The organism is Delftia sp. WSY_22 (assembly GCF_043104185.1).
GTDB classification, from domain to species: domain Bacteria; phylum Pseudomonadota; class Gammaproteobacteria; order Burkholderiales; family Burkholderiaceae_C; genus Comamonas; species Comamonas tsuruhatensis.
In genome coordinates this window covers 524,845-544,757 of sequence record NZ_JBICKN010000059.1, presented here as the reverse complement: position 1 = coordinate 544,757, position 19,913 = coordinate 524,845, and the positions used below count along the sequence as shown (strand labels likewise).

Annotated in this window: 16 protein-coding genes; 4 read left to right on the top strand and 12 right to left on the bottom strand. The window is 68.4% G+C overall.

Annotated features, from left to right (window positions below):
- Positions 1-38: 38 nt before the first annotated feature.
- From ACF8NF_RS28215 to ACF8NF_RS28205, 3 genes are all read right to left on the bottom strand, one after another.
- The gene (locus tag ACF8NF_RS28215; RefSeq protein ID WP_209802888.1) at positions 39-626 is read right to left on the bottom strand and encodes a GNAT family N-acetyltransferase; all 588 of its coding nucleotides are present in this window, start codon (positions 624-626) and stop codon (positions 39-41) included.
- Entirely contained in the window at positions 623-1,255 is a 633-nt protein-coding gene (locus tag ACF8NF_RS28210) for a methyltransferase domain-containing protein (RefSeq protein ID WP_209802889.1), read from the bottom strand. The genes ACF8NF_RS28215 and ACF8NF_RS28210 overlap by 4 nt, the downstream gene beginning before the upstream one ends.
- A 100-nt stretch (positions 1,256-1,355) precedes the next feature.
- Complete coding sequence (locus tag ACF8NF_RS28205; RefSeq protein WP_392451687.1) at positions 1,356-2,909, bottom strand: fumarate hydratase; 1,554 nt, start codon at positions 2,907-2,909, stop codon at positions 1,356-1,358.
- 313 nt (positions 2,910-3,222) lie between these two features.
- Between ACF8NF_RS28205 and fumC the strand changes: the two genes are divergently transcribed.
- Positions 3,223-4,614 carry a class II fumarate hydratase gene (gene fumC, locus ACF8NF_RS28200; protein WP_016445164.1) on the top strand — a complete coding sequence of 464 codons (1,392 nt, stop codon included), beginning with the start codon at positions 3,223-3,225 and terminating at the stop codon, positions 4,612-4,614.
- A gap of 64 nt (positions 4,615-4,678) precedes the next feature.
- On the opposite strand, the gene ACF8NF_RS28195 is transcribed toward fumC, so the two are convergent.
- The 5 genes from ACF8NF_RS28195 to ACF8NF_RS28175 all read right to left on the bottom strand — a co-directional run bounded on the left by ACF8NF_RS28195 (position 4,679) and on the right by ACF8NF_RS28175 (position 9,396).
- Positions 4,679-5,578, bottom strand: a complete 900-nt coding sequence (locus ACF8NF_RS28195) for an alpha/beta hydrolase family protein (protein ID WP_012204540.1) — start codon at positions 5,576-5,578, stop codon at positions 4,679-4,681.
- A 162-nt stretch (positions 5,579-5,740) separates the two neighbouring features.
- Positions 5,741-6,967, bottom strand: a complete 1,227-nt coding sequence (locus ACF8NF_RS28190) for a multidrug effflux MFS transporter (protein WP_392451686.1) — start codon at positions 6,965-6,967, stop codon at positions 5,741-5,743.
- 1 nt (position 6,968) lies between these two features.
- Entirely contained in the window at positions 6,969-7,478 is a 510-nt protein-coding gene (locus ACF8NF_RS28185) for a MarR family winged helix-turn-helix transcriptional regulator (protein ID WP_047217614.1), read from the bottom strand.
- A 116-nt stretch (positions 7,479-7,594) separates the two neighbouring features.
- Entirely contained in the window at positions 7,595-8,281 is a 687-nt protein-coding gene (locus ACF8NF_RS28180) for a DUF3334 family protein (protein WP_016445168.1), read from the bottom strand.
- Positions 8,282-8,409: 128 nt separating this feature from the next.
- Positions 8,410-9,396 (bottom strand): LacI family DNA-binding transcriptional regulator, encoded by a 987-nt coding sequence (locus ACF8NF_RS28175; RefSeq protein WP_016453093.1) that lies wholly within the window; start codon positions 9,394-9,396, stop codon positions 8,410-8,412.
- Positions 9,397-9,531: 135 nt separating this feature from the next.
- On the opposite strand from ACF8NF_RS28175, the gene ptsP reads away from it, so the two are divergent.
- From ptsP to ACF8NF_RS28160, 3 genes are read left to right on the top strand one after another with little or no spacing between them, the layout of a single operon-like run.
- Positions 9,532-12,075 (top strand): phosphoenolpyruvate--protein phosphotransferase, encoded by a 2,544-nt coding sequence (ptsP, locus tag ACF8NF_RS28170; protein ID WP_392451685.1) that lies wholly within the window; start codon positions 9,532-9,534, stop codon positions 12,073-12,075.
- Positions 12,072-13,034, top strand: a complete 963-nt coding sequence (locus tag ACF8NF_RS28165; protein WP_392451684.1) for a 1-phosphofructokinase family hexose kinase — start codon at positions 12,072-12,074, stop codon at positions 13,032-13,034. The genes ptsP and ACF8NF_RS28165 overlap by 4 nt, the downstream gene beginning before the upstream one ends.
- Before the next feature lie 23 nt (positions 13,035-13,057).
- Entirely contained in the window at positions 13,058-14,797 is a 1,740-nt protein-coding gene (locus ACF8NF_RS28160) for a PTS fructose transporter subunit IIC (protein WP_392451683.1), read from the top strand.
- 44 nt (positions 14,798-14,841) lie between these two features.
- Here the strand turns inward: ACF8NF_RS28160 and proX are convergent, their stop codons facing one another.
- The 4 genes from proX to ACF8NF_RS28140 all read right to left on the bottom strand — a co-directional run bounded on the left by proX (position 14,842) and on the right by ACF8NF_RS28140 (position 19,835).
- Entirely contained in the window at positions 14,842-15,888 is a 1,047-nt protein-coding gene (gene proX / locus ACF8NF_RS28155) for a glycine betaine/L-proline ABC transporter substrate-binding protein ProX (protein ID WP_392451682.1), read from the bottom strand.
- Between the two features lie 110 nt (positions 15,889-15,998).
- Complete coding sequence (proW, locus tag ACF8NF_RS28150) at positions 15,999-17,198, bottom strand: glycine betaine/L-proline ABC transporter permease ProW (protein ID WP_392451681.1); 1,200 nt, start codon at positions 17,196-17,198, stop codon at positions 15,999-16,001.
- Positions 17,195-18,529, bottom strand: coding sequence for a glycine betaine/L-proline ABC transporter ATP-binding protein ProV (proV, locus tag ACF8NF_RS28145; RefSeq protein ID WP_016453088.1), 1,335 nt, complete (start codon positions 18,527-18,529; stop codon positions 17,195-17,197). Before proV ends, proW begins: the two co-directional genes overlap by 4 nt.
- A gap of 697 nt (positions 18,530-19,226) precedes the next feature.
- On the bottom strand, positions 19,227-19,835 hold the full coding sequence (locus tag ACF8NF_RS28140; RefSeq protein WP_016445176.1) for a TIGR00645 family protein: 609 nt from the start codon (positions 19,833-19,835) through the stop codon (positions 19,227-19,229).
- Positions 19,836-19,913: the final 78 nt, after the last annotated feature.

The following is a 19,913-nucleotide window of genomic DNA, read 5'->3' as shown; positions in this document are numbered from 1 at the left end:
TTTTGGAGGCGGCGCCCAGTATGCCCGCTCGGGCGCGTTCATGCTCGGGCCATGGCTTGCTGCTGCAGCCATTGGGCATGTGTCAGGCGGTACAGGCAATGCCTGCGCAGCGCATGGCCTGCCGGCACCTCCGGATGGTCGAAGTCATGGGCGTCGCGCTCCATGCCCAGGCGCTGCATCACGGCCTGCGAACGCAGGTTGGACAGCGCGGTGAACGAGACGATGGACTCCAGATGCAACGCGCCGAAGCCGTACTCCAGCGCCGCCCGCGCGCCTTCGCTGGCCAGGCCCTGGCCCCAGAAAGGCCGGGCGAGCCGCCAGCCGATTTCCACGCAGGGCGAGAACGGCAAAGACGCGGCGGGAGTGTGCAGCCCGATGAAGCCCATGAACTCGCCACTGGCAAGGTGCTCTGCCGCCCAGAAGCCCCAGCCGCGTTCCTCGATCAGTGCCTGGATCCTGTCTGCCATGGCATCGCTTTGTTCACGGCTGAGCAGTGCCGGAAAGTGCTCCATGACCTGTGGGTCGGCATTCAGCGCGGCAAAGGGCTGCCGGTCGCCGGCCTGCCACTGGCGCAGTATCAGGCGCGGTGTCCGCAGGGTCGCTACAGGGGAATGTGTGGTGGTCATGGTTGGAGAGGGCGCTGCAGTACCAGCAGATACGCGGCTGCATGGCCGTGGAAGGAGTGGGGGATGAAGCCTGCCTTGCCTGCCAGCTTTTCCACGCTGGTGCGGCGCTGGAAATGCGGGTCGAAGACCAGCTCGGCCACGGCCAGCAGGCCGCCGGGGCGCAGGCTCTGGAACACGTCGGCCAGCGCGGCCTGGCGGTCCGGGATCTCTCCCAGCACGGCGGCCATCACGGCGCGGTCGTGCTGCTCGGCTGCCAGCTGCCCCTGGCCCAGCGCCGCCGCCTGGGTGCGCACATTCTCCAGCCCCTGCGCGCACGCCTTGGCCGCCACCTGTTCGAGCATGGCCGGCTGCAGGTCCACGGCCAGCACCTGTCCCTGCGCACCGATGGCACGTGCCAACGGCAGGGTGACGCGGCCCGGGCCGCAGCCCGCGTCCAGTACCTTCATGCCTGGCTGGATCTGCAGTTGCCCGACGATGAAGGCGGCCTTGTTGCTGGCCGCGAAGGGATTGTCGAGCTCGACCATCCAGCGCAGCCAGGACGGGCAGGGCAGGACATGGCGGCGGGAGGACAGGCGCCACGCCAGGCTGGTCGCGGCCAGCAGGGCGATGAGGACGAGCGCGATGGTCATGTTGAATGGGCAGTGTTGCAGGCAGCGGGCAGTCTGTCACAAATGCCCGCGCCAATGAAAAGACCGCCCGAAGGCGGCCTCTTTGCGCTTGGCGCCGGCTTCAGGCCGAGGCGATCTCAATGGTCTTGAACTCGCCGGATGCGATGCGCTTTTGCCATTCGGCAGGGCCGGTGATGTGGGCGCTGGTGCCGCCGGCATCCACGGCCACGGTCACGGGCATGTCCACCACGTCGAATTCGTAGATGGCTTCCATGCCCAGGTCCTCGAAGCCCACGACCTTGGCGTTCTTGATGGCCTTGGACACCAGGTAGGCGGCGCCGCCCACGGCCATCAGGTAGGCCGACTTGTGGTTCTTGATGGACTCGATGGCCACCGGGCCGCGCTCGGCCTTGCCGATCATGGCGATCAGGCCGGTCTGCTCCAGCATCATGTTGGTGAACTTGTCCATGCGGGTGGCCGTGGTCGGGCCTGCGGGGCCCACGGCTTCGTCCTTGACCGGGTCCACCGGGCCGACGTAGTAGATCACGCGGTTGGTGAAGTCCACGGGCAGCTTCTCGCCCTTGGCCAGCATGTCCTGGATGCGCTTGTGGGCGGCATCGCGGCCCGTGAGCATCTTGCCGTTGAGCAGCAGGGTGTCGCCGGGCTTCCAGCTGGCCACTTCTTCCTTGGTCAGGGCGTTGAGGTCCACGCGGCGCGACTTGTTGTAGTCGGGCTCCCAGTCGATCTTGGGCCACAGGTCCAGCGAGGGGGCGTCCATGTAGACCGCGCCGGAGCCGTCCATCACGAAGTGCGCGTGGCGCGTGGCCGCGCAGTTGGGGATCATGGCCACGGGCTTGGAGGCCGCATGCGTGGGGTACATCTTGATCTTGATGTCCAGCACGGTGGCCAGGCCGCCCAGGCCTTGCGCGCCAATGCCCAGGGCGTTGACCTTCTCGTACAGCTCCAGGCGCAGTTCCTCGACCTGGTCGAGCTTCTCGCCGCGCGCGGCCTTGGTCTGCAGCTCATACATGTCCAGGTCTTCCATCAGGCTTTCCTTGGCCAGCAGCACGGCCTTCTCGGCGGTGCCGCCGATGCCGATGCCCAGCATGCCCGGCGGGCACCAGCCCGCGCCCATGGTCGGAACGGTCTTGAGAACCCAGTCCACCAGGTTGTCGCTGGGGTTCATCATGATCATCTTGGACTTGTTCTCCGAGCCGCCGCCCTTGGCCGCCACGGTCACGTCCAGCTTGTCGCCGGGAACGATCTGCACGTTGATGACGGCAGGCGTGTTGTCCTTGGTGTTCTTGCGCGCGAACAGCGGATCGGCCACGACGGAGGCGCGCAGCGTGTTGTCGGGGTGGTTGTAGCCGCGGCGCACGCCTTCGTTGATGGCGTCTTCCAGACCGCCCGTGAAGCCTTCCCAGCGCACGTCCATGCCCACCTTCAGGAACACGTTGACGATGCCGGTGTCCTGGCAGATCGGGCGGTGGCCGGTGGCCGACATCTTGGAGTTGGTCAGGATCTGGGCCATCGCGTCCTTGGCCGCCGGGCTCTGCTCGCGCTCGTAGGCGCGGGCCAGGTGGGCGATGTAGTCGGCGGGGTGGTAGTAGCTGATGTACTGCAGGGCGCCTGCGATCGAATCGATCAGGTCCTGCTGGCGGATCGTGGTGGTCATCGGTGGGGTGTCTTTTTGATCGGGGGAACAGGGGAGGGGAATCCCGGGGGCGATTATCGGCGCTGCGCGGCGGAAAGTGCACGCAAGGGGTGCAGTCTTGTACAAGAGTCGAGGGGTTTGCCTGGACAAGCCCGCCTCGGCGACACCTCAGTGGGGGATGGATGCGAGAGGTTCCCATTTGCGGAGTTACCATGGGCGGGTTTTTGCCATTGCGGCCCCGCCAGCCAGACATCCCCGAGCCACGCAGCGCGCGGCCCGCCGACCTGCCTCCAGCCAACTGCGCCGCGTTGTTTTCACCAAGGAGTCCACACCAATGACCGCGACCCGCCAGGAAAAAGACACTTTCGGACCCATAGCCGTCCCCGCAGACAAGCTTTGGGGTGCGCAGACGCAGCGTTCGCTGCAGAACTTCGACATCAGCGGCGAGCAGCAGCCGCGCGAGATCATCCACGCGCTGGCCCAGGTCAAGAAGGCCTCGGCCACCGTCAACCACAAGCTGGGCCTGCTCGACGAGAAGAAGACCCGGGCCATCCTGGCCGCCGCCGACGAGGTGATCGCCGGCAAGCACCCGGACGAGTTCCCGCTGGTAGTCTGGCAGACCGGCTCGGGCACGCAGACCAACATGAACGTCAACGAGGTGCTGGCCAACCGCGCCAGCGAAATCCTCGGTGGCGAGCGGGGCGAGTCGCGCCTGGTCCACCCCAATGACGACGTGAACAAGAGCCAGTCGAGCAACGACGTGTTCCCGACCGCCATGCACGTGGCTGCCGTCACGGCCATCGAGCAAAAGCTGCTGCCCGCCATTGCCCTGCTGCGCAACACGCTGCAGGCCAAGAGCGAGGCCTATGCCGACATCGTCAAGATCGGCCGCACCCATCTGCAGGACGCCACGCCGCTGACGCTGGGCCAGGAAATCTCGGGCTGGGTGGCCCAGCTGGCCCATGGCGAAAAGCATGTGCGCGCCGCGCTGCCGCATCTGTACGAGCTGGCGCTGGGCGGCACGGCCGTGGGCACGGGCCTGAATGCACCCAAGGGCTATGCCGAGGGCGTGGCCGCCGAGCTGTCCCAGCTCACCGGCTACCCGTTCGTGACGGCGCCCAGCAAGTTCGAGGCCCTGGCCTCGTGCGATGGGCTGGTCCACGCCCACGGCGCGCTCAAGACGCTGGCCGCCAGCATGATGAAGATCGCCAACGACGTGCGCTGGCTGGCCTCCGGCCCGCGCAGCGGCCTGGGCGAGATCTCCATCCCCGAGAACGAGCCCGGCTCGTCCATCATGCCCGGCAAGGTCAACCCCACGCAGAGCGAAGCCGTGACCATGCTGGCGGCCCAGGTCTTCGGCAACGACGTGGCGATCAACTTCGGCGGCGCCTCGGGCAACTTCGAGCTGAACGTGTTCCGCCCCATGGTCTCGCACAACTTCCTGCAGAGCGTGCGCCTGCTGGCCGATGGCATGAAGAGCTTCAACGACCACTGCGCCGTTGGCATCGAACCCAACCGCGAGCGCATCACCGAGCTGGTGCAGCGCTCGCTGATGCTGGTGACGGCGCTGAACCCGCACATCGGCTACGACAAGGCGGCCTACATCGCCAAGAAGGCGCACAAGGAAGGCTCCAGCTTGCGCGAAGCCGCCGTGGCTTCCGGCCACCTGACCGGCGAACAGTTCGACGCGTGGGTGATCCCTGCCAAGATGGTCGGCAATCTGTAGGACCTGCTGATGCCATCAAAAAGGGGAGCCGGCCGGCTCCCCTTTTTTTGCTTCATGGCCTGGCTCAGTTGTCCGCCTGCGGGCGGCGCACGGTGCGGAACACGTACTTGAGCGCGTCGCCTATGGTGCTTTCCCAGACCGGCCATTCATGCTTGCCGTTGACGATGCGCAGCTCGGCAGGCTGCTTGTTCCTGCGCAGCTGGGCGTAGAGCTGGGCGGCGTCGGACTCGATCATGAATTCATCGTCGTCGCCCGAATTGATGTACATGGGCACGCTGATCTTGCGGGCGAGAAAGCTGTCCCACAGCACAGGGTAGTTGTAGCTCTTCCAGACCGTGGTGCTGTACTGGCCGCCGGTATTGGGTTCGGCAAAGACCTTGACCGAGCGTGCCGAGGAATCGGCGGGCGGCTCGGGGTTGTAGATGGCGGGGCTCAGCAGGGCGGCGGCCTGGAATTTCTCGGGGTACTTGAGCACGTAGCGCAGCGCGCCGTAGCCGCCCATGGACAGGCCGCCGATGACGCGGCCATCGCGGCTGGTGAGGGTGCGGTACTTCTTCTCGACATGGGGGACGAGGTCCTGGAAGAAGGCCGTCTCCATGGGCTCCTTGAGGTCCACGTACCAGGTCGTTCCCGCGTCGGGCATGACGATGATGGCGGGCGGGATCTCCCCGTTCTGGATCAGCTGGTCCACCGTGCGCAGCAGATTGCCCTTGACGGGCCAGTCGTTGCGCTGGCCGTCGTTGCCGTGCAGCAGGTACATGACGGGGTAGCGCAGCCTGGACTGGGCGTCGTAGCCCGTGGGCAGGTAGACGTTGTAGGTCCAGCTGCGCTGCAGCGTGGCGCTCTTGAACTCGGCGGCCTCGATGGAGCCGGCCTGGGCGGCTGTACCGGCCAGCAGCGCGGCGGCTGCCAGCGTGCCGGTGGCAGCCTGGCGCAGGACGATGGAAAAGGAAAGTTGGCGCATGGTTTTTTGTCTCCGGTGGGCCGTGGCGGCTGGCCACGGCTGCGCCAATGTAATCGAGGGCCTGTGCGCCTCGCACCCGCATTCGGCCGGACCGTCGCCTGGGGGACTGTGGTCCTCAGCCGGGGCGGCCCTCGCCGGGGCGGCCCTCAGCCGGGGCGGCCCTCAGCCGGGCGCCCGTTGCGCGTGGCGCAGCGCGCTGCGAAAGCCCAGTTGCCCCAGCACGCAGGCCACCACCAGGGCCAGCGCCGCCGACAGCGCCGGGTTGCTGCCCAGGCTGGCGCCCAAGGTGCACAGGCCGCCCACGGCCATTTGAGTGCTGCCGTAGACACCGGCGGCCGAGCCCGTGAGGCGCGGATGCACGCTCAGCGCGCTGGCCAGCGCCGCAGGGCTGGTCAGGCCCGAACCCAGCGCGAACAGCACCATCAGCCCCACCACGATGGCCGGCGTGAGCTGGTTGAACAGGGCCAGCAACAGCAGCATGGCCGCGCTGGCCAGGCTCAGCAGATTGCCGTTGAGCATCAGCCGCTCCAGGGGCCAGTGGCGTATCAGCTGGCGGGCCAGCGCATTGCCCACGGCCATGCCGCCCATGAGCAGGCCCAGGTAGATGGCCACCTCATGCTTGGTGGAATGCAGCTGCTCGATGAAGACGAAGGGCGCTGCCGCCAGGAATGCATAGATGGACGTGGTGGCGCAGCCGCCGCCCACGGCAAAGCCCACGAAGGCCGGCGAGCGCAGCAGGCTGCGGTAGTCGTCGCGGATGGTGCCCAGGTGCAGGCGGCCCGTGGGCTGGCCGGTTTCGGGCAGCAGCTTCCAGATGGCGAAGGCCGTCACGCCGCCGACCACGGCCAGCGTGCCGAAGATGGCACGCCAGCCCAGGGCGTCGTCGATGGCCGAGCCGATGGCCGGCGCGATGCCGGGGCCGATCATCATCATCAGGTTGAGCAGCGCCAGGCTGCCCACGGCGTTCTCGGGCGTGCTCGAATCGCGCGCAATGGCGCGGCCCAGGGCCAGGCCCGCGCAGCCGCCCAGCGCCTGGAGCAGCCGCGCGCCGATCAGCCAGGGGGCGGACGGGGCGAGAAAGGCCGCCAGGCTGGCCAGCGCATAGAGGATGAGCCCTGCCAGCAGCATGGGGCGGCGCCCCAGGCTGTCCGACAGCGGGCCATAGATCAGCTGGCCCACGCCCAGGCCCAGGATGTAGACCGTGATGGTCAGCTGCATCTGGCTGGCGCCGGCCTGGAGCTGGCGTGCCGCATCGGGCAGGGCGGGCAGGAACATGTGCATGGCCAGCGTGCCGACGATGGTCACGACCACCAGCAGCCACAGCGGCGCCTTGCGGCTGGCCGCTGTATGGTCCTGGGCGGGTGGCAGCGAAGAGTGCTCGGTAGCCATCTCAGGCAGCCTGCTCGTCGGGCAGGTCCGTGTCGCAGGCGGGCTCGGCGGCCATGGCCTCCAGCAGGCGCTGCAGCGTGGCGTAGGCCGCGTCCAGTTCCTCGGGCGGCACGGCGCCCAGCACCTGGGCGCGGGCCTGCTGCAGCAGGCCCTGCACGGCTTCGACCTGGGCATGGCCGGCTGGCGTGAGCTGGATTTTCCTGACGCGGCGGTCGCTGTCGTCCACGCGCTCTATCCAGCCCTGGGCGGCCAGGCCGTCCACCAGGCGCACGACCGAGGAGCTGTCCAGCGCCAGGGAATGGGCCAGATCCTTCTGGCGCATGGCTTCAGGCGAACGCGCCAGATGCATCAGCGGCATCCACAGCGCCTGGGTCAGGCCCATGGGCGCCAGCAGCCTGTCCAGCGTGCGGCGCCATTGCTTGTTGACTTGGCCCAGCGTGAACATGAAATGCCGCTGCACGCTGGCGGCATCGGCTTGCGCGGGCGGGGACTGGTCGGGAAGGGAAGACATCGTGGCATTCAAATAGTTGGCATTCCAATTATCTGCATGTCAACGATATCGTTTCCCGGAGCCGCCTGATACATCCGCAGGCGTCAGGGTTTTGGCCCCCGCAGGGGAGGCGGGGCCTACATGCCCAGGGACTTGAGCAGTTCGTCGGTGTCCGTGCTGCCGGCCGGTTCAGGCGCTGCGGCGGGGGCGCTGGCGTTGGCCTGCGCCATGAGGGCGTCCGGGTCGGGGCGCTCCTGCGGTTCGAAATCCACCACCTTGATGAACTCCGTGCGGTCCATGGCCAGCTCGAGATAGAAGATGTTGTTGTTGCCCGTGTAGAAGGTCACGCGGCGCGCCTCGGGAGAGTCGAGGTTGGCATCCACGCTGAGGTTGACCTGCTTGTTCAGGCGGATCATCTTTGGCTGGCTTTGCGTGATGTAGGTCTGAAGCTCGCGCTGGACCTTGCTGGTGAAGTCGCCCACCACCTGGTTCATCAGCTCGCCCATGACGTTGCTGACATCGTCGGAGGTGTAGGAGCTGGCAAGGTCCTCTTCACCCATGCCCATGCTCAGCATGTAGCTGCGGTACAGCTCCATGGCGGCGGCGGCCGAGAAGTTGATGATCACCAGGCCCGAAAAGCCGCCGTCCACCAGGACAAAGCAGCCGATGTCGGGCTTGAGGCTGGTCTTGGTGATGCGCTGCACCATGCCCGAATACTGGATCTGGCACTGCGTGGCCACCTGGAGCACGCGCGAGACGGAGTTGCAGAGGCTGATCAGCACGTCTTCCGTGCCATGGACGATGGGATGTTGGGGCTGGTTCATGAGGTCAACGGGACAAAATTGTGAGCAATTATGGGTGCAAGTCCGTTGTTTGCGACTGTTTGTAACATTGAAAGTCCAATGTGCCCCCTCCTGGGGCGGGGCTTGGCAGGCGGCCCTGAAAGCCGCGCTCAGCGAATTGCCTGCGTGGACTCGCGCACAATGCAGCGCCCCTGCATGACCACCTTGCGCACGGGCAGCTCGGGCGCATGCAGCCGCTCCATCAGCAGGCTGAAGGCCGTTCGGCCCATGGCGTCGATCGGCTGCTCGATCACGGTGATGGCGGGGGCCACCAGTTCTGTCCAGCGCTCGTTGTCGAAACCGGCGAGCGCCACATCGGCAGGTATGCGCAGGCCGGCTGCGCGTATCGCGCGCAGGCAGCCTTCCAGCAGCAGGCCGTTGCTGGCCACGAAGGCGTCGGGCCGCTGCGGCTGGCGCAGCCATTGCGTGACTTCGGCCTCGGCGGCATCGCTGGTCGGGGGCAATTGGCGCAAGTCGGGCTCCAGGCCTGCATCGCGCATGGCGGCCAGATAGCCGTCGCAGCGCTCGCGCGCCGTGCTGCTGGTGCTGCCGAAGACGCCTGCAATGCGGCGGCGGCCCTGTTCCACCAGATGCCTGACCAGGGTGGCGCAGGCCTGGGCGTTGTCCAGCACCACGCTGTCATGGAAGGCCGGGGCGCCCGCCCGGTCCACCAGGACGACGGGAAACTCCAGCTGCATGCGCTCGAGCTTGTGCAGGCTGGCCTGGGTGGGCGCAAAGATCAGCCCCGCGATGCGCTCTTCCTGCATGAGCTGCAGGTACATGGCTTCGCGCTGCGGGTCTTCGTCGGTATTGCACAACAGCACGCGCCGGCCCTGGCGATAGGCCTCGGCCTCGACCGCGCGGATCAGGGCCGTGAAAAACGGGTTGCGTATGTCGGCCACCAGCACGCCCATGGGCCCTGCGTCGCGCGCGCGCAGCCGGCGTGCCATCAGATTGGGCCGGTAGCCCGTGGCCTGCACGGCGGCCGCGACTCGCGCCCGGACTTCTTCGCTGACCGAGCCGCCCGCCAGCGCGCGCGACACCGTCGATTTGGAAACCCCGGCCGCACGGGCCACATCGTTGATGCTGATGCTCAATGCAATCGTTCCCGTTGGTTGTGATGTGCCGCAGAGGATAACTCCAAAGAAATGCCGGGGTATGGCCGGATTGTGGCCAGGTTATGTTGCAGTGCAGATTGACTGATGGTTGGGAACGTTCCCACAATCCGCGCCATGAACAATGCCCATTCATCCCTCCCGGCGGTTGCACCCACCGCTCCTGCGGGCCTGCAGATCGCCGTGCGCCTGGGCGCCAGGGTGCGCGACAAGGCCGACGCCATTGACCAGGCCGCCCGGCTGCTCCAGGACAGCGGCTGCGTGGCCCCTGGCTATGCCGCCGGCATGCAGGCGCGCGAGGCCCAGGCCGAAACCTTTCTGGGCCACGGCGTGGCCATTCCCCACGGCCGCGCCGAAGACCGGGCCCTGGTGCTGCGCGACGCGGTGGCCGTGCTCCAGGTGCGCGAGGGCCTGGATTGGAATGCCGGCCAGAACGTGCATCTGGTCGTGGCGGTGGCGGCACGCTCCGATGCCCACATCACCTTGCTGCGCCGCCTGGCCGGCCTGCTGCAGACACCCCGGCTGCAGGCGCTGTTCACCACCGGCGATGCGCAGCAGGTCATCGATGCACTCCAGGGGCAGGCGGACCCGGCGCCGCCTGCCGCCCGCCCGGCAGCAGTGGACCTGGCCGAGGCGTGCGAATGGACCATTGCCTATCCCAACGGCCTGCATGCACGGCCTGCCACGCGCTGGGCGGAGGCGGCGCGCGGCTTTGCCTCGCGCATGCAGGTGCGCCATGGCGGCGAGGTGGCCGATGCGCGGCAGATGGCCAGCCTGCTGCAGCTGGGACTGCGCGAAGGCGACAAGGTCACCATCTCGGCAGAGGGCCCCGACGCCAGGGCCGCGGTCCAGCGCCTGTGCGCCGTGGCCCAGGCCCTGGTGGCCCAGGAACGTGCCGATGCCGACGCCGCTGCGCGCAAGTCGGCCGAATCGCCCGCCACGGGCTGGCTGCCGCCGCTGGCGCGGCCTGCCTTTGTGGGCCTGGGCGCCAGCCCGGGGCTGGCCGTGGCCCGCATCCACCAGTGGCGTGTGGAGGCCGCCGAGATCCCCGACCTGCCCGAGCCGCTCAGCGTGGGCGGTGCGCGGCTGCATGCGGCGCTGGCCGAGACACAGGGCCAGCTGCGCGCCCTGCATGACGACACCCGCCGCCGCCTGGGCGAAGGCGATGCGGCCATCTTCAGCGCGCAGGCCGAGTGGCTGGGCGACACCGGTCTCCTCACGCGCGCCTGCCAGTTCATGGTCCAGGGCCACGGCGTGGCCTGGGCCTGGGACCAGGCCGTGGAGGAGGGCGCTGCCCGTCTCCAGGCGCTGGACAACCCCGCGCTGGCCGCGCGTGCCGCCGACCTGCGCGACGTGGGCCGGCGCGTGCTGGTGCAACTGCAGCCCTCGCTGGCAGCGGCGGGGCCGGATGGCCTGCCGGAAGGCGGCTGCATCCTGGTCGCGGCCGATCTTTCGCCCTCGGAAACCGCCCAGCTGGACACGGCGCGCGTGGCCGCGCTGGTCACGGCGCAGGGCAGCCCCACCTCGCACACGGCCATACTCGCGCGCACGCTGGGGCTGCCGGCCGCCGTGGCGGCAGGCGGCGGCGTGCTGGGCATGGCCGATGGGGCCCTGGCCATCGTCGATGGCGCCAACGGCCGCATCTACCTTGATCCCTCGGAGCAGGACCTGGCTTCGGCGCGTGCCCACATGGCCGAGCAGCAGGCACTGCAGGAACGCGTGGCCGCGCAGCGCAGCCTGCCTGCCATCACCACCGATGGCGTGCGCATCGAAGTCTGCGCCAACGTCAACCTGCCCGGGCAGGTGCCGCTGGCCCTGTCCCAGGGCGCCGAGGGCGTGGGCCTGATGCGCACGGAATTCCTGTTCCTGGAGCGCGGCAGCACGCCCGGCGAGGACGAGCAGTACGAAACCTACCGCGCCATGGCGCAGGCGCTGGAGGGCCGGCCGCTGATCGTTCGCGCGCTGGACATCGGCGGCGACAAGCAGGTCGCCCACCTGGAGCTGCCGCGCGAGGACAACCCCTTCCTGGGAGTGCGCGGCGCGCGGCTGCTGCTGCGCCGCCCCGACCTGCTGGAGCCCCAGATGCGCGCCCTGTACCGGGCGGCCCGCGATGGCGCAAGGCTGTCGGTGATGTTTCCCATGGTCACCAGCGTGCAGGAACTGCTGGCGCTGCGCGCGGCCTGCGAACGGCTGCGCGCCGAACTGGACGCTCCGGTCCTGCCGCTGGGCATCATGATCGAGGTGCCCGCCGCCGCCGTGCAGGCCGACGCACTGGCCCGCCATGCCGATTTCTTCTCCATAGGCACCAACGACCTGACCCAGTACGTGCTGGCCATGGACCGCCAGAACCCGCAACTGGCGGCCGAGGCCGACAGCCTGCATCCGGCCGTGCTGCGGATGGTGCGTGCCACCGTGCAGGGCGCTGCCACCTGCGCGCGCCCCGTGGGCGTCTGCGGCGGACTGGCCGGCGACCCGTTCGGTGCGCTGCTGCTGGCCGGGCTGGGGGTGGGCGAGCTGTCGATGACGCCCAACGACATCGCCGGTGTCAAGGCCTGCCTGCGCGCGGCCAGCCTGCGGCAGCTGCAGGCGCTCGCAGACAGGGCGCTCGGCTGCGAGGATGCCGCGCAGGTGCGGGCACTGGCCAAGGAGGTGACGGCATGAACGCCCCGCAAGCCATTACCGTGACCCTGAACCCGGCCATAGACCAGCTTGTGACCCTGGACGCGCTGCTGCCCGGCCAGGTGCAGCGCGCGCTGGGCAGCGTGCAGGCGCCGGGCGGCAAGGGCATCAATGTTGCCGCCGCCTTGGCGGGCCTGGGCATTTCCACGGCCGCGCTGGGCGTGCTGGGCAGTGACAACGCCGGCATGTTCGAGGCCTTGTTCGCCCAGCGCGGCATTGCCGACGCCTGCCTGCGCGTGCCGGGCCAGACGCGCACCAACATCAAGCTGGTGGCCGACGGCGGACGCCAGACCACGGACATCAACCTGCCGGGCCTGGCCTTGGCCGAAGCGCATCTGGACGCCGTCATGTCCACGCTGGCCCGGTATCTGCGGCCCGGCCTGGCCGTGGTGCTGTCGGGCAGCCTGCCTGCCGGCCTGCCTGCGGACAGCTGGGCCCGGCTCCAGGCCCAGGCCGTGGCCGCCGGTGCCGACGTGCTGCTGGACACCAGCGAGGCCCCCCTGGCTGCTGCCCTGGCGGCACCCCATGCGGCCATGCCCTGGGCCATCAAGCCCAACCGGGAGGAGTTGCAGGCCGCCACCGGCCTGCGCCTGGACGGCCGCGACGCGCTGCTGAGCGCCGCGCGCCGCCTGCTGGACAGGGGGCTGGGGCTGGCCGTGGTGTCCATGGGCGAGGAGGGCGCGCTGTTTGCCAGCGCGCAAGGCGCGGTGATTGCGCGGCCGCCGCAGCGCGCGCGCGGCAGCTCCGTGGGTGCGGGCGATGCCATGGTCGCGGGCATGGTGGCCGCGCGGCTGCGCGGACTGGATCTGGCGGACACCGCGCGCCTGTCCACGGCCAGCGCACTGGCCTGGCTGCAGGCCGCGCCCGCGCGCGAAGTCGATGCCAACCGCGTCCAGGCACTGGCTGCCAGCGTGCTGCTGGAGCCATGCCAGTGGCCGTGATCCCCCATTCTTCAGGAGCTTTCATGAACCCTCTTTTTGTGGTGATCGCAGCGGCCGGGCACGACGCCGAAGCGCTGCTGGCCGCCGAAGCCCTGCGCCATGCGGCCGGACAGCGTCCCTTGGCCGTGGAAGTGCGCGCCAGCGGCGGTGTGATCGGGCTGCATGCGGCCGATGCCGCCGCGCAGGCCGGGCAATTGCTGATCGTGGGGGATGCCGGCACCCATGACGATGCAGATACCGCCGCCGATGCCTCCCGCTTCGTGCACGCCACCGTCGAGCGCTGCAGCCTGCGCGAGGCGCTTGATGATCCGGCCGGCGTGCTTGCACGCTGCGCTGCCGCCAGTCCCGCTGGCGAGCGCATGGGCGAGAACATGGGCAAGCGCATTGTTGCCGTCACCTCCTGCCCCACGGGCATCGCCCATACCTTCATGGCGGCCGAGGGCCTGCAGCGCGGCGCGGCGGCGCTGGGCCACGCCATGCGCGTGGAGACGCAAGGCTCGGTGGGCGCGCTCGATGCGCTGACGCCGCAGGAGATTGCTGAGGCCGACCTGGTCATCATCGCCGCCGACCGCGAGGTCGATCTTTCGCGCTTCGCGGGCAAGCCGTTGCTGCGCAGCGGCACCAAGCCGGCCATACGCGACGGCTCGGGGCTGATCGCCAAGGCGCTGGCCGAAGCCACCGTGCATGGTGCCGCCGTGGGCGCTGCTGCAGGTGGCGCCGCGCCCACGCCGGCCCGGACCCAGGGCGGTGCCTATCGCCACCTGATGACCGGCGTGTCCTTCATGCTGCCCTTCGTCACGGCGGGCGGCATTCTGATCGCGATGGCCTTTGCGCTGGGCGGCATCTATGTCCATGACGATGCGCACCAGGGCACGCTGGGATGGACGCTGTTCCAGATCGGCGCCAAGGGCGGCTTTGCGCTGATGGTGCCGGCGCTGGCCGGCTATATCGCCTATTCCATTGCCGACCGGCCCGGCATTGCGCCGGGCATGATCGGCGGGATGATCGCGTCCAGCATGGGCGCGGGGTTCATCGGCGGCATCGCGGCCGGCTTCATCGCCGGCTACGGCGTGGCCTTCATGGCGGCGCACATCCGGCTGCCGCAGGCGCTCAAGGGCCTGCTGCCCATGCTCATTCTGCCCGTGCTGGGCAGCCTGTTCACGGGGCTGCTGATGTTCTATCTGGTCGGTGCGCCCGTGGCCGAGCTGCTGCAGTGGCTGAGCGCCTGGCTGCGCGGCATGCAGGGCGCCAGTGCCTTGCTGCTGGGCCTGTTGCTGGGCGCGATGATGGCCTTTGACATGGGCGGGCCGGTGAACAAGGCCGCCTATGCGTTTTCCACGGGAATGATCGCGAGCCAGGTCTACACGCCCATGGCCGCAGCCATGATCGCCGGCATGACGCCGCCGCTGGGGCTGGCCCTGGCCACGCGCCTGTTTGCCGACCGCTTCACGCGCGAGGAGCGCGGCAGCGCCGCCTCGGCCGGCGTGCTGGGCCTGGCCTTTGTCACCGAGGGGGCCATTCCCTATGCGGCGCGCGATCCGCTGCGTACGATTCCGGCCCTGGTACTGGGCTCGGCCGTGGCCGGCGCCGTGTCCATGCTGGCGGGTGTGGAGCTGAAGGTGCCGCATGGCGGCATCTTCGTCGCGCCCATTCCCAACGCCGTGACCCACGTGGCCATGTATGCGGTGGCGCTGGTGGCGGGCGTGGTGGTCACGGCCATCGCCCTGCGCATGTTCAAAAGGCCCGCCGAAGCGGGCCTTTGAAGCAGGAAGCCGGGGGAGCGCCTGGCGCGGCTCCCCCGCAGCGTTCAGCGGGCTGCGGCGCGGGCCTGTTCCAGCCAGCCGTCGAAGGTCTTCTGGTGGGCCTTGATCCAGCCGTCCACATGGCGGTTGATGTCCGAAGGCTTGCTCTGGCCCTGGCTCATCATGTGGTTCTGTGCGCTGATGTCACCCACGGGGACCTGCATCAGCTCGAACAACTTGGCGGCATCGGGATGCTTGTCGGTGAAGGCCTTGTTGGCGATGATCTGCTGCTTGTTCACCACGAAGCCGTAGTTCTTGCCGTTGGGCAGCTTGGTGTCCAGCTTGGCCTGCTCGCCGGGCAGCGAGGAGAACGGCACCTCCAGCCATACCACGTCCTTGCCGGGCTTGAGCACGTTGCTCACCCAGTAGGGCGTCCAGGTGTAGTAGAGGATGGGCTTGCCGGCCTTGTAGCGCGAGATGGTGTCGGCGATCAGCGCCGAGTAGGTGCCCTGCTTGTGGGTCACGGTGTCGCGAAGCTTGTAGGCCGTCAGGTGGTGCTCGATCACGGCCTCGCAGCCCCAGCCCGGCGTGCAGCCGGTGAGGTCGGCCTTGCCGTCACCGTCCGAGTCGAACAGCTTGGCGATCTTGGGGTCCTTGAGCTGGCCGAGGTTGGTGATCTTGTATTGGTCGGCCGTCTTCTTGTCCATCAGGTAGCCCTGGGCGGCGTTGTCCGAGTACACGCCCTTGCGGAACAGCTTGGCGTCGCCGCCCGCGTTCTTGTAGTAGTCGGCGTGCAGCGGGTTCCAATGCGTGGCCAGGAAAGTGGCATCGCCATTGGCAATCGCCACGTGGGCCGTGGGGTACTCGACCTCCTGGAAGGGCTGCACGTCGTAGCCCAGCTTCTCCAGGGCCTTCATGACGATGAGGGTCTGGAAGCTCTCTTCGGCGATGGAGCTCTTCAGTGGCAACACCTTCACGCCCTTTCCGGGCTGTTCGTCGGCCGACCATGCGCTGGCGCTGGCCAGCGCAATGCCTGTGGCGATGGCGCCGGCGCGCAGCCAGTGGCGCAGTGCGTTGGCCTGCAGTCGGTTGGGGTTCAGGGCTTGGATCATCCTCGGGTTCCTCCGTTGTGTGATGAAAGGGGAGCGGGCGGCCAGCGGGGCTGGCCGTTTTTCGGGAAGGCGGCGCGGCAGAAGGCCCGTCCGCGCCGCAGGCAAGGCGTTCAGCTGGTGCTGCCGCGATGAACTGGCTTGCTGCCGGCGCCCAGCAGGCGGGCAATGCAGCCGGCGGGGCCGCTGTGCCACCAGCGCGCGCCGCCACGGGTGGTCTGTCCCATGGCCTGGGTAATGCGGTCCAGCACGATGGCCAGCAGCACGATGCCCAGGCCGCCCACGGTGGCCAGGCCCATGTCCAGGCGGCCGATGCCGCGCAGCACCATCTGGCCCAGGCCGCCCACGGCGATCATGGAGGCGATCACCACCATCGACAGCGACAGCATCAGCGCCTGGTTCACGCCGGCCATGATGGACGGCATGGCCAGCGGCAGCTGCACCTTCCACAGCAGCTGCCAGGGCGAGGCGCCGTACGCGCGGCTGGCCTCGATCAGGTCGGGGCGCACCTGGCGGATACCCAGGTTGGTCAGGCGGATCAGCGGCGGCAGCGCGAAGATGATGGTCACGATCACGCCGGGCACGTTGCCGATGCCGAACAGCATCACCACGGGCACCAGGTAGACGAAGGCCGGCGTGGTCTGCATGGCGTCGAGCAGCGGCCGCGTCCAGCGCTGGGCACGGTCGCTGGAGGCCAGCAGGATGCCCACGGGCAGCCCGATGACCATGCAGAACACCAGCGAGGTCAGCACCAGCGACAGCGTCACCATGGCCTCGGGCCAGATGCCCAGCATGGCGACCACCACCAGCGAAACGGCGGCGCCAATGGCCATGGCGCGGCCCGCGAACTGCCAGGCCACCAGGGTCAGGATCAGGATCAGCAGCGGCCAGGGCAGGGCCAGCATGGCGTCGGTGATGCCCGACAGCGTGCCGTCGATGGGCGTGCGCACGGCCTGGAAGAAGGGGCGGAAATGGTGGACCACCCATTCCAGGCCGCTGTTGATCCAGCCCTGCACGGGCAGGCCGTTGGTGGTCAATTGGTGCCAGAGGCTGGCATGGGCGTCTTCGGGAACGCCCGAGCCGGCCGAGGCGCCCAGCCAGTCACCGCCTGCAGCATCACCGCCGCTGGCGGCGCCCCAGGGATCGGCCGGGGCATCGGGTGCCGGCGTGGCGGCGGTGGCCCAGGGATCGGCGCTTGCAGAGGCTGCAGAGGCTGGGGAATCGGTGGAAGCAGGGGCTGCGCTCGCATCGGCCCAGGGATCGGTGGCGGCAGCGGCGGTGTTCGGGCTCAGGCTGTTGTTGGCATCGCTCATGCGGCATCTCCTTGTCGTTGTTCGATCGGCTCCACGGTCGGCGCGACGGTGGGGGCGACGGTTGGGGCGTTGGAGGCCGGGAAATGCGGGTTGAGCGTGACGGGCGGCACGATCTCCTGCGGCGGCGGCACGGGCGGCGTGTCGCGGTCCAGGAAGCGCAGCATGGTGGTGCGGCTGACCACGCCCATGAACTGGCCGTCGTCGCTGGTCACCGGCAGCGCGCAGGGCGCAGCGGCCACGGGCCCGAACAGCTCGGCCACCGGCGTGCCTGCGGACAGCGGCTCGACGTTGGGCAGGAAGGCGTGGCTCAGGCCCAGCATGCCCGGGCGGCCATGCAGTGCGTCGCGCAGCGATTGCGAGGACACCACGCCCAGGAAGCGGCGGCGCGCGTTGACCACATAGGCGTAGTCGCGGTCGGAGTCTTCCAGCAGGCGCTGGGCGGCGCGGCAGCCGCGGTCGCTGTGCTCCGACACAACGGTCAGGGCCTGGCGCGCAATGTCCCCGGCCTTGAAGACCGAGGCCGCGTCCACGCCACGCACGAAGCTGCGCACATAGTCGTCGGCGGGGCTGCGCAGGATCTCGTCGGGCGTGCCGACCTGGATCACCTGGCCGTCCTTCATGATGGCGATGCGGTCGCCGATGCGCATGGCCTCGTCCAAGTCATGCGAGATGAAGACGATGGTGCGGCGCTGGATCTGCTGCAGGCGCAGCAGCTCGGACTGCATCTCCGTGCGGATGATGGGGTCCAGGGCCGAGAAGGCCTCGTCCATCAGCAGGATGGACGGATCGGACGCCAGCGCCCGGGCCAGGCCCACGCGCTGCTGCATGCCGCCCGACAGCTCGTCGGGATAGCTGGCGCCCCAGGCGCCCAGGCCCACCTGCTCCAGCGCGGCCTGGGCCTGCTTCTGGCGCTCGGCCTTGTCGGCGCCGGCCAGCTCCAGGCCGAAGGCCGTGTTGTCCAGCACCGTCATGTGCGGCATCAGCGCAAAGGACTGGAACACCATGGAGATGTCCTTGCGGCGCAGCGCGCGCAGATCGCGCTCGCTCAGGGCATTGATGTCCTGGCCATCGACCACGATGCGCCCGGCCGTGGGCTCGATCAGGCGGTTGAGCATGCGCACCAGGGTGGACTTGCCCGAGCCCGACAGGCCCATGACGACGAAGATCTCGCCGGCCTCGATGGTGAAGTCGGCGTCGAACACGCCGATGGACTGGCCCGTGCGCTCCAGGATCTCCTGTTTGCTCAGGCCTTGTTGGACGAGCTCGAGTGCGGTCCTGGGGTCGTCCCCGAAAACCTTGAACACATGATCGATGATGATCTGCTTGGCCACTGTGGCGTTCTCCTTTTGGGTGAGATGGAACACAGTCCAGCGTCCTCGACGGGCGAAGACGCTGGCGCGCAAGCCAAAAATGAAGCCCTGATGCCGTTCGCTGCAGGGGACGGCCGTCCCCCGTTGCTGGAATTCAAACAGGTGCGAAAGCACCCGAGACGGCTCGGATGGCACGCGAAGCGGTGCGCAAGAGCCAGAGGTCGAGAGCAGCCGGCGGCAAGCGCGCGCGGTGTCTCAGGCGGGCATCGTGGCTGAAGATCAGCCAGCGCGATGCCCCACAACATCAGGACCGAGTTTCGGCCCGGTTGACGGGGCTGTGCCGGGAGCACAACGATCCGCCGGAGGGATCGGCAGGCCGTGAAGACGGTGCCGATGACCTGCTTGGCAGGTTGTAAAGAAGCCGAAATTATATAAAACAGGTTTTACTGCGTCAAAACGCATGAGCCGAAGAAGGCCTGTTTTGGGCTGTTTCAAGCCCTTGGGGGTTGCAATCCGGCCATTATTTGCTCTATTAATGAGAGCATTGAGGCCATGATTCACAAGGCGTATGCTGTCATCGATGAATAAAATCGGTCAAGCGTCAGCTTGAGGAAAGCTTCAGGCCCGATCTGCGGCAAAAAGCGTGCCCGGCGCCCGCCCATGGAAAAAGCCCCGCAGCGGCTGGCGCTGCGGGGCTTCGGTGTGGGATGCCGCCGGCTCAGTGGTTGCCAGCCGTGCTGTTGATCAGCTTGTCGGTATAGGCGATGGCCAGGGCGCTGGCCAGGAAGGTGACGTGGATGATGGTCTGCCACATCAGCACTTTCACGTCGTAGCTGCCTGCGTTGATGAAGGTCTTGAGCAGGTGGATGGAGCTGATGCCGATGATGGACAGGGCCAGCTTGACCTTGAGGATGGAGGCGTTCACGTGGCCCAGCCACTCGGGCTGGTCGGGGTGGCTGTCCAGGCCCAGGCGGCTGACGAAGGTTTCGTAGCCGCCCACGATGACCATGATCAGCAGGTTGGAGATCATCACCACGTCGATCAGCGCCAGCACCACCAGCATGATGATGGTTTCGTTGAGCGCGCCGATGGGCGCATCGTGCTTGTAGCCGATGCTGGTGATCAGCGCCTGCAGCGCTTCCTGGTTGCCGAAGGCGGCCTCGATCAGGTGCCACAGCTCCAGCAGGAAGTGCCAGACATAGACGCCCTGGGCGGCGATCAGGCCCAGGTACAGCGGCAGCTGCAGCCAGCGGCTGGCGAAGATCAGGGAGGGCAGGGGACGCAGGGGGGAGCCGGGGGCTCGGTTGGAGTTTTGCTGGCGGGCCATGGTGGTCGGTCGCGCTTGTCTTGCGTGGGGGCGTGGATGGGAGGGGACAATGGCCGTGGAAAAACGGGCGCGCGATTT

Excerpts from the sequence above, each read along its gene's own strand:
- ACF8NF_RS28180 (WP_016445168.1), bottom strand. The coding sequence starts at position 8,281 with ATGAACCAGCCCCAACATCCCATCGTCCATGGCACGGAAGACGTGCTG.
- ACF8NF_RS28140 (WP_016445176.1), bottom strand. The coding sequence starts at position 19,835 with ATGGCCCGCCAGCAAAACTCCAACCGAGCCCCCGGCTCCCCCCTGCGT.
- ptsP (WP_392451685.1), top strand. The coding sequence starts at position 9,532 with ATGAACAATGCCCATTCATCCCTCCCGGCGGTTGCACCCACCGCTCCT.
- proX (WP_392451682.1), bottom strand. The coding sequence starts at position 15,888 with ATGATCCAAGCCCTGAACCCCAACCGACTGCAGGCCAACGCACTGCGC.
- proW (WP_392451681.1), bottom strand. The coding sequence starts at position 17,198 with ATGAGCGATGCCAACAACAGCCTGAGCCCGAACACCGCCGCTGCCGCC.
- ACF8NF_RS28190 (WP_392451686.1), bottom strand. The coding sequence starts at position 6,967 with ATGGCTACCGAGCACTCTTCGCTGCCACCCGCCCAGGACCATACAGCG.
- ACF8NF_RS28185 (WP_047217614.1), bottom strand. The coding sequence starts at position 7,478 with ATGTCTTCCCTTCCCGACCAGTCCCCGCCCGCGCAAGCCGATGCCGCC.
- ACF8NF_RS28160 (WP_392451683.1), top strand. The coding sequence starts at position 13,058 with ATGAACCCTCTTTTTGTGGTGATCGCAGCGGCCGGGCACGACGCCGAA.
- ACF8NF_RS28215 (WP_209802888.1), bottom strand. The coding sequence starts at position 626 with ATGACCACCACACATTCCCCTGTAGCGACCCTGCGGACACCGCGCCTG.
- fumC (WP_016445164.1), top strand. The coding sequence starts at position 3,223 with ATGACCGCGACCCGCCAGGAAAAAGACACTTTCGGACCCATAGCCGTC.
- ACF8NF_RS28165 (WP_392451684.1), top strand. The coding sequence starts at position 12,072 with ATGAACGCCCCGCAAGCCATTACCGTGACCCTGAACCCGGCCATAGAC.
- ACF8NF_RS28205 (WP_392451687.1), bottom strand. The coding sequence starts at position 2,909 with ATGACCACCACGATCCGCCAGCAGGACCTGATCGATTCGATCGCAGGC.
- ACF8NF_RS28210 (WP_209802889.1), bottom strand. The coding sequence starts at position 1,255 with ATGACCATCGCGCTCGTCCTCATCGCCCTGCTGGCCGCGACCAGCCTG.
- ACF8NF_RS28195 (WP_012204540.1), bottom strand. The coding sequence starts at position 5,578 with ATGCGCCAACTTTCCTTTTCCATCGTCCTGCGCCAGGCTGCCACCGGC.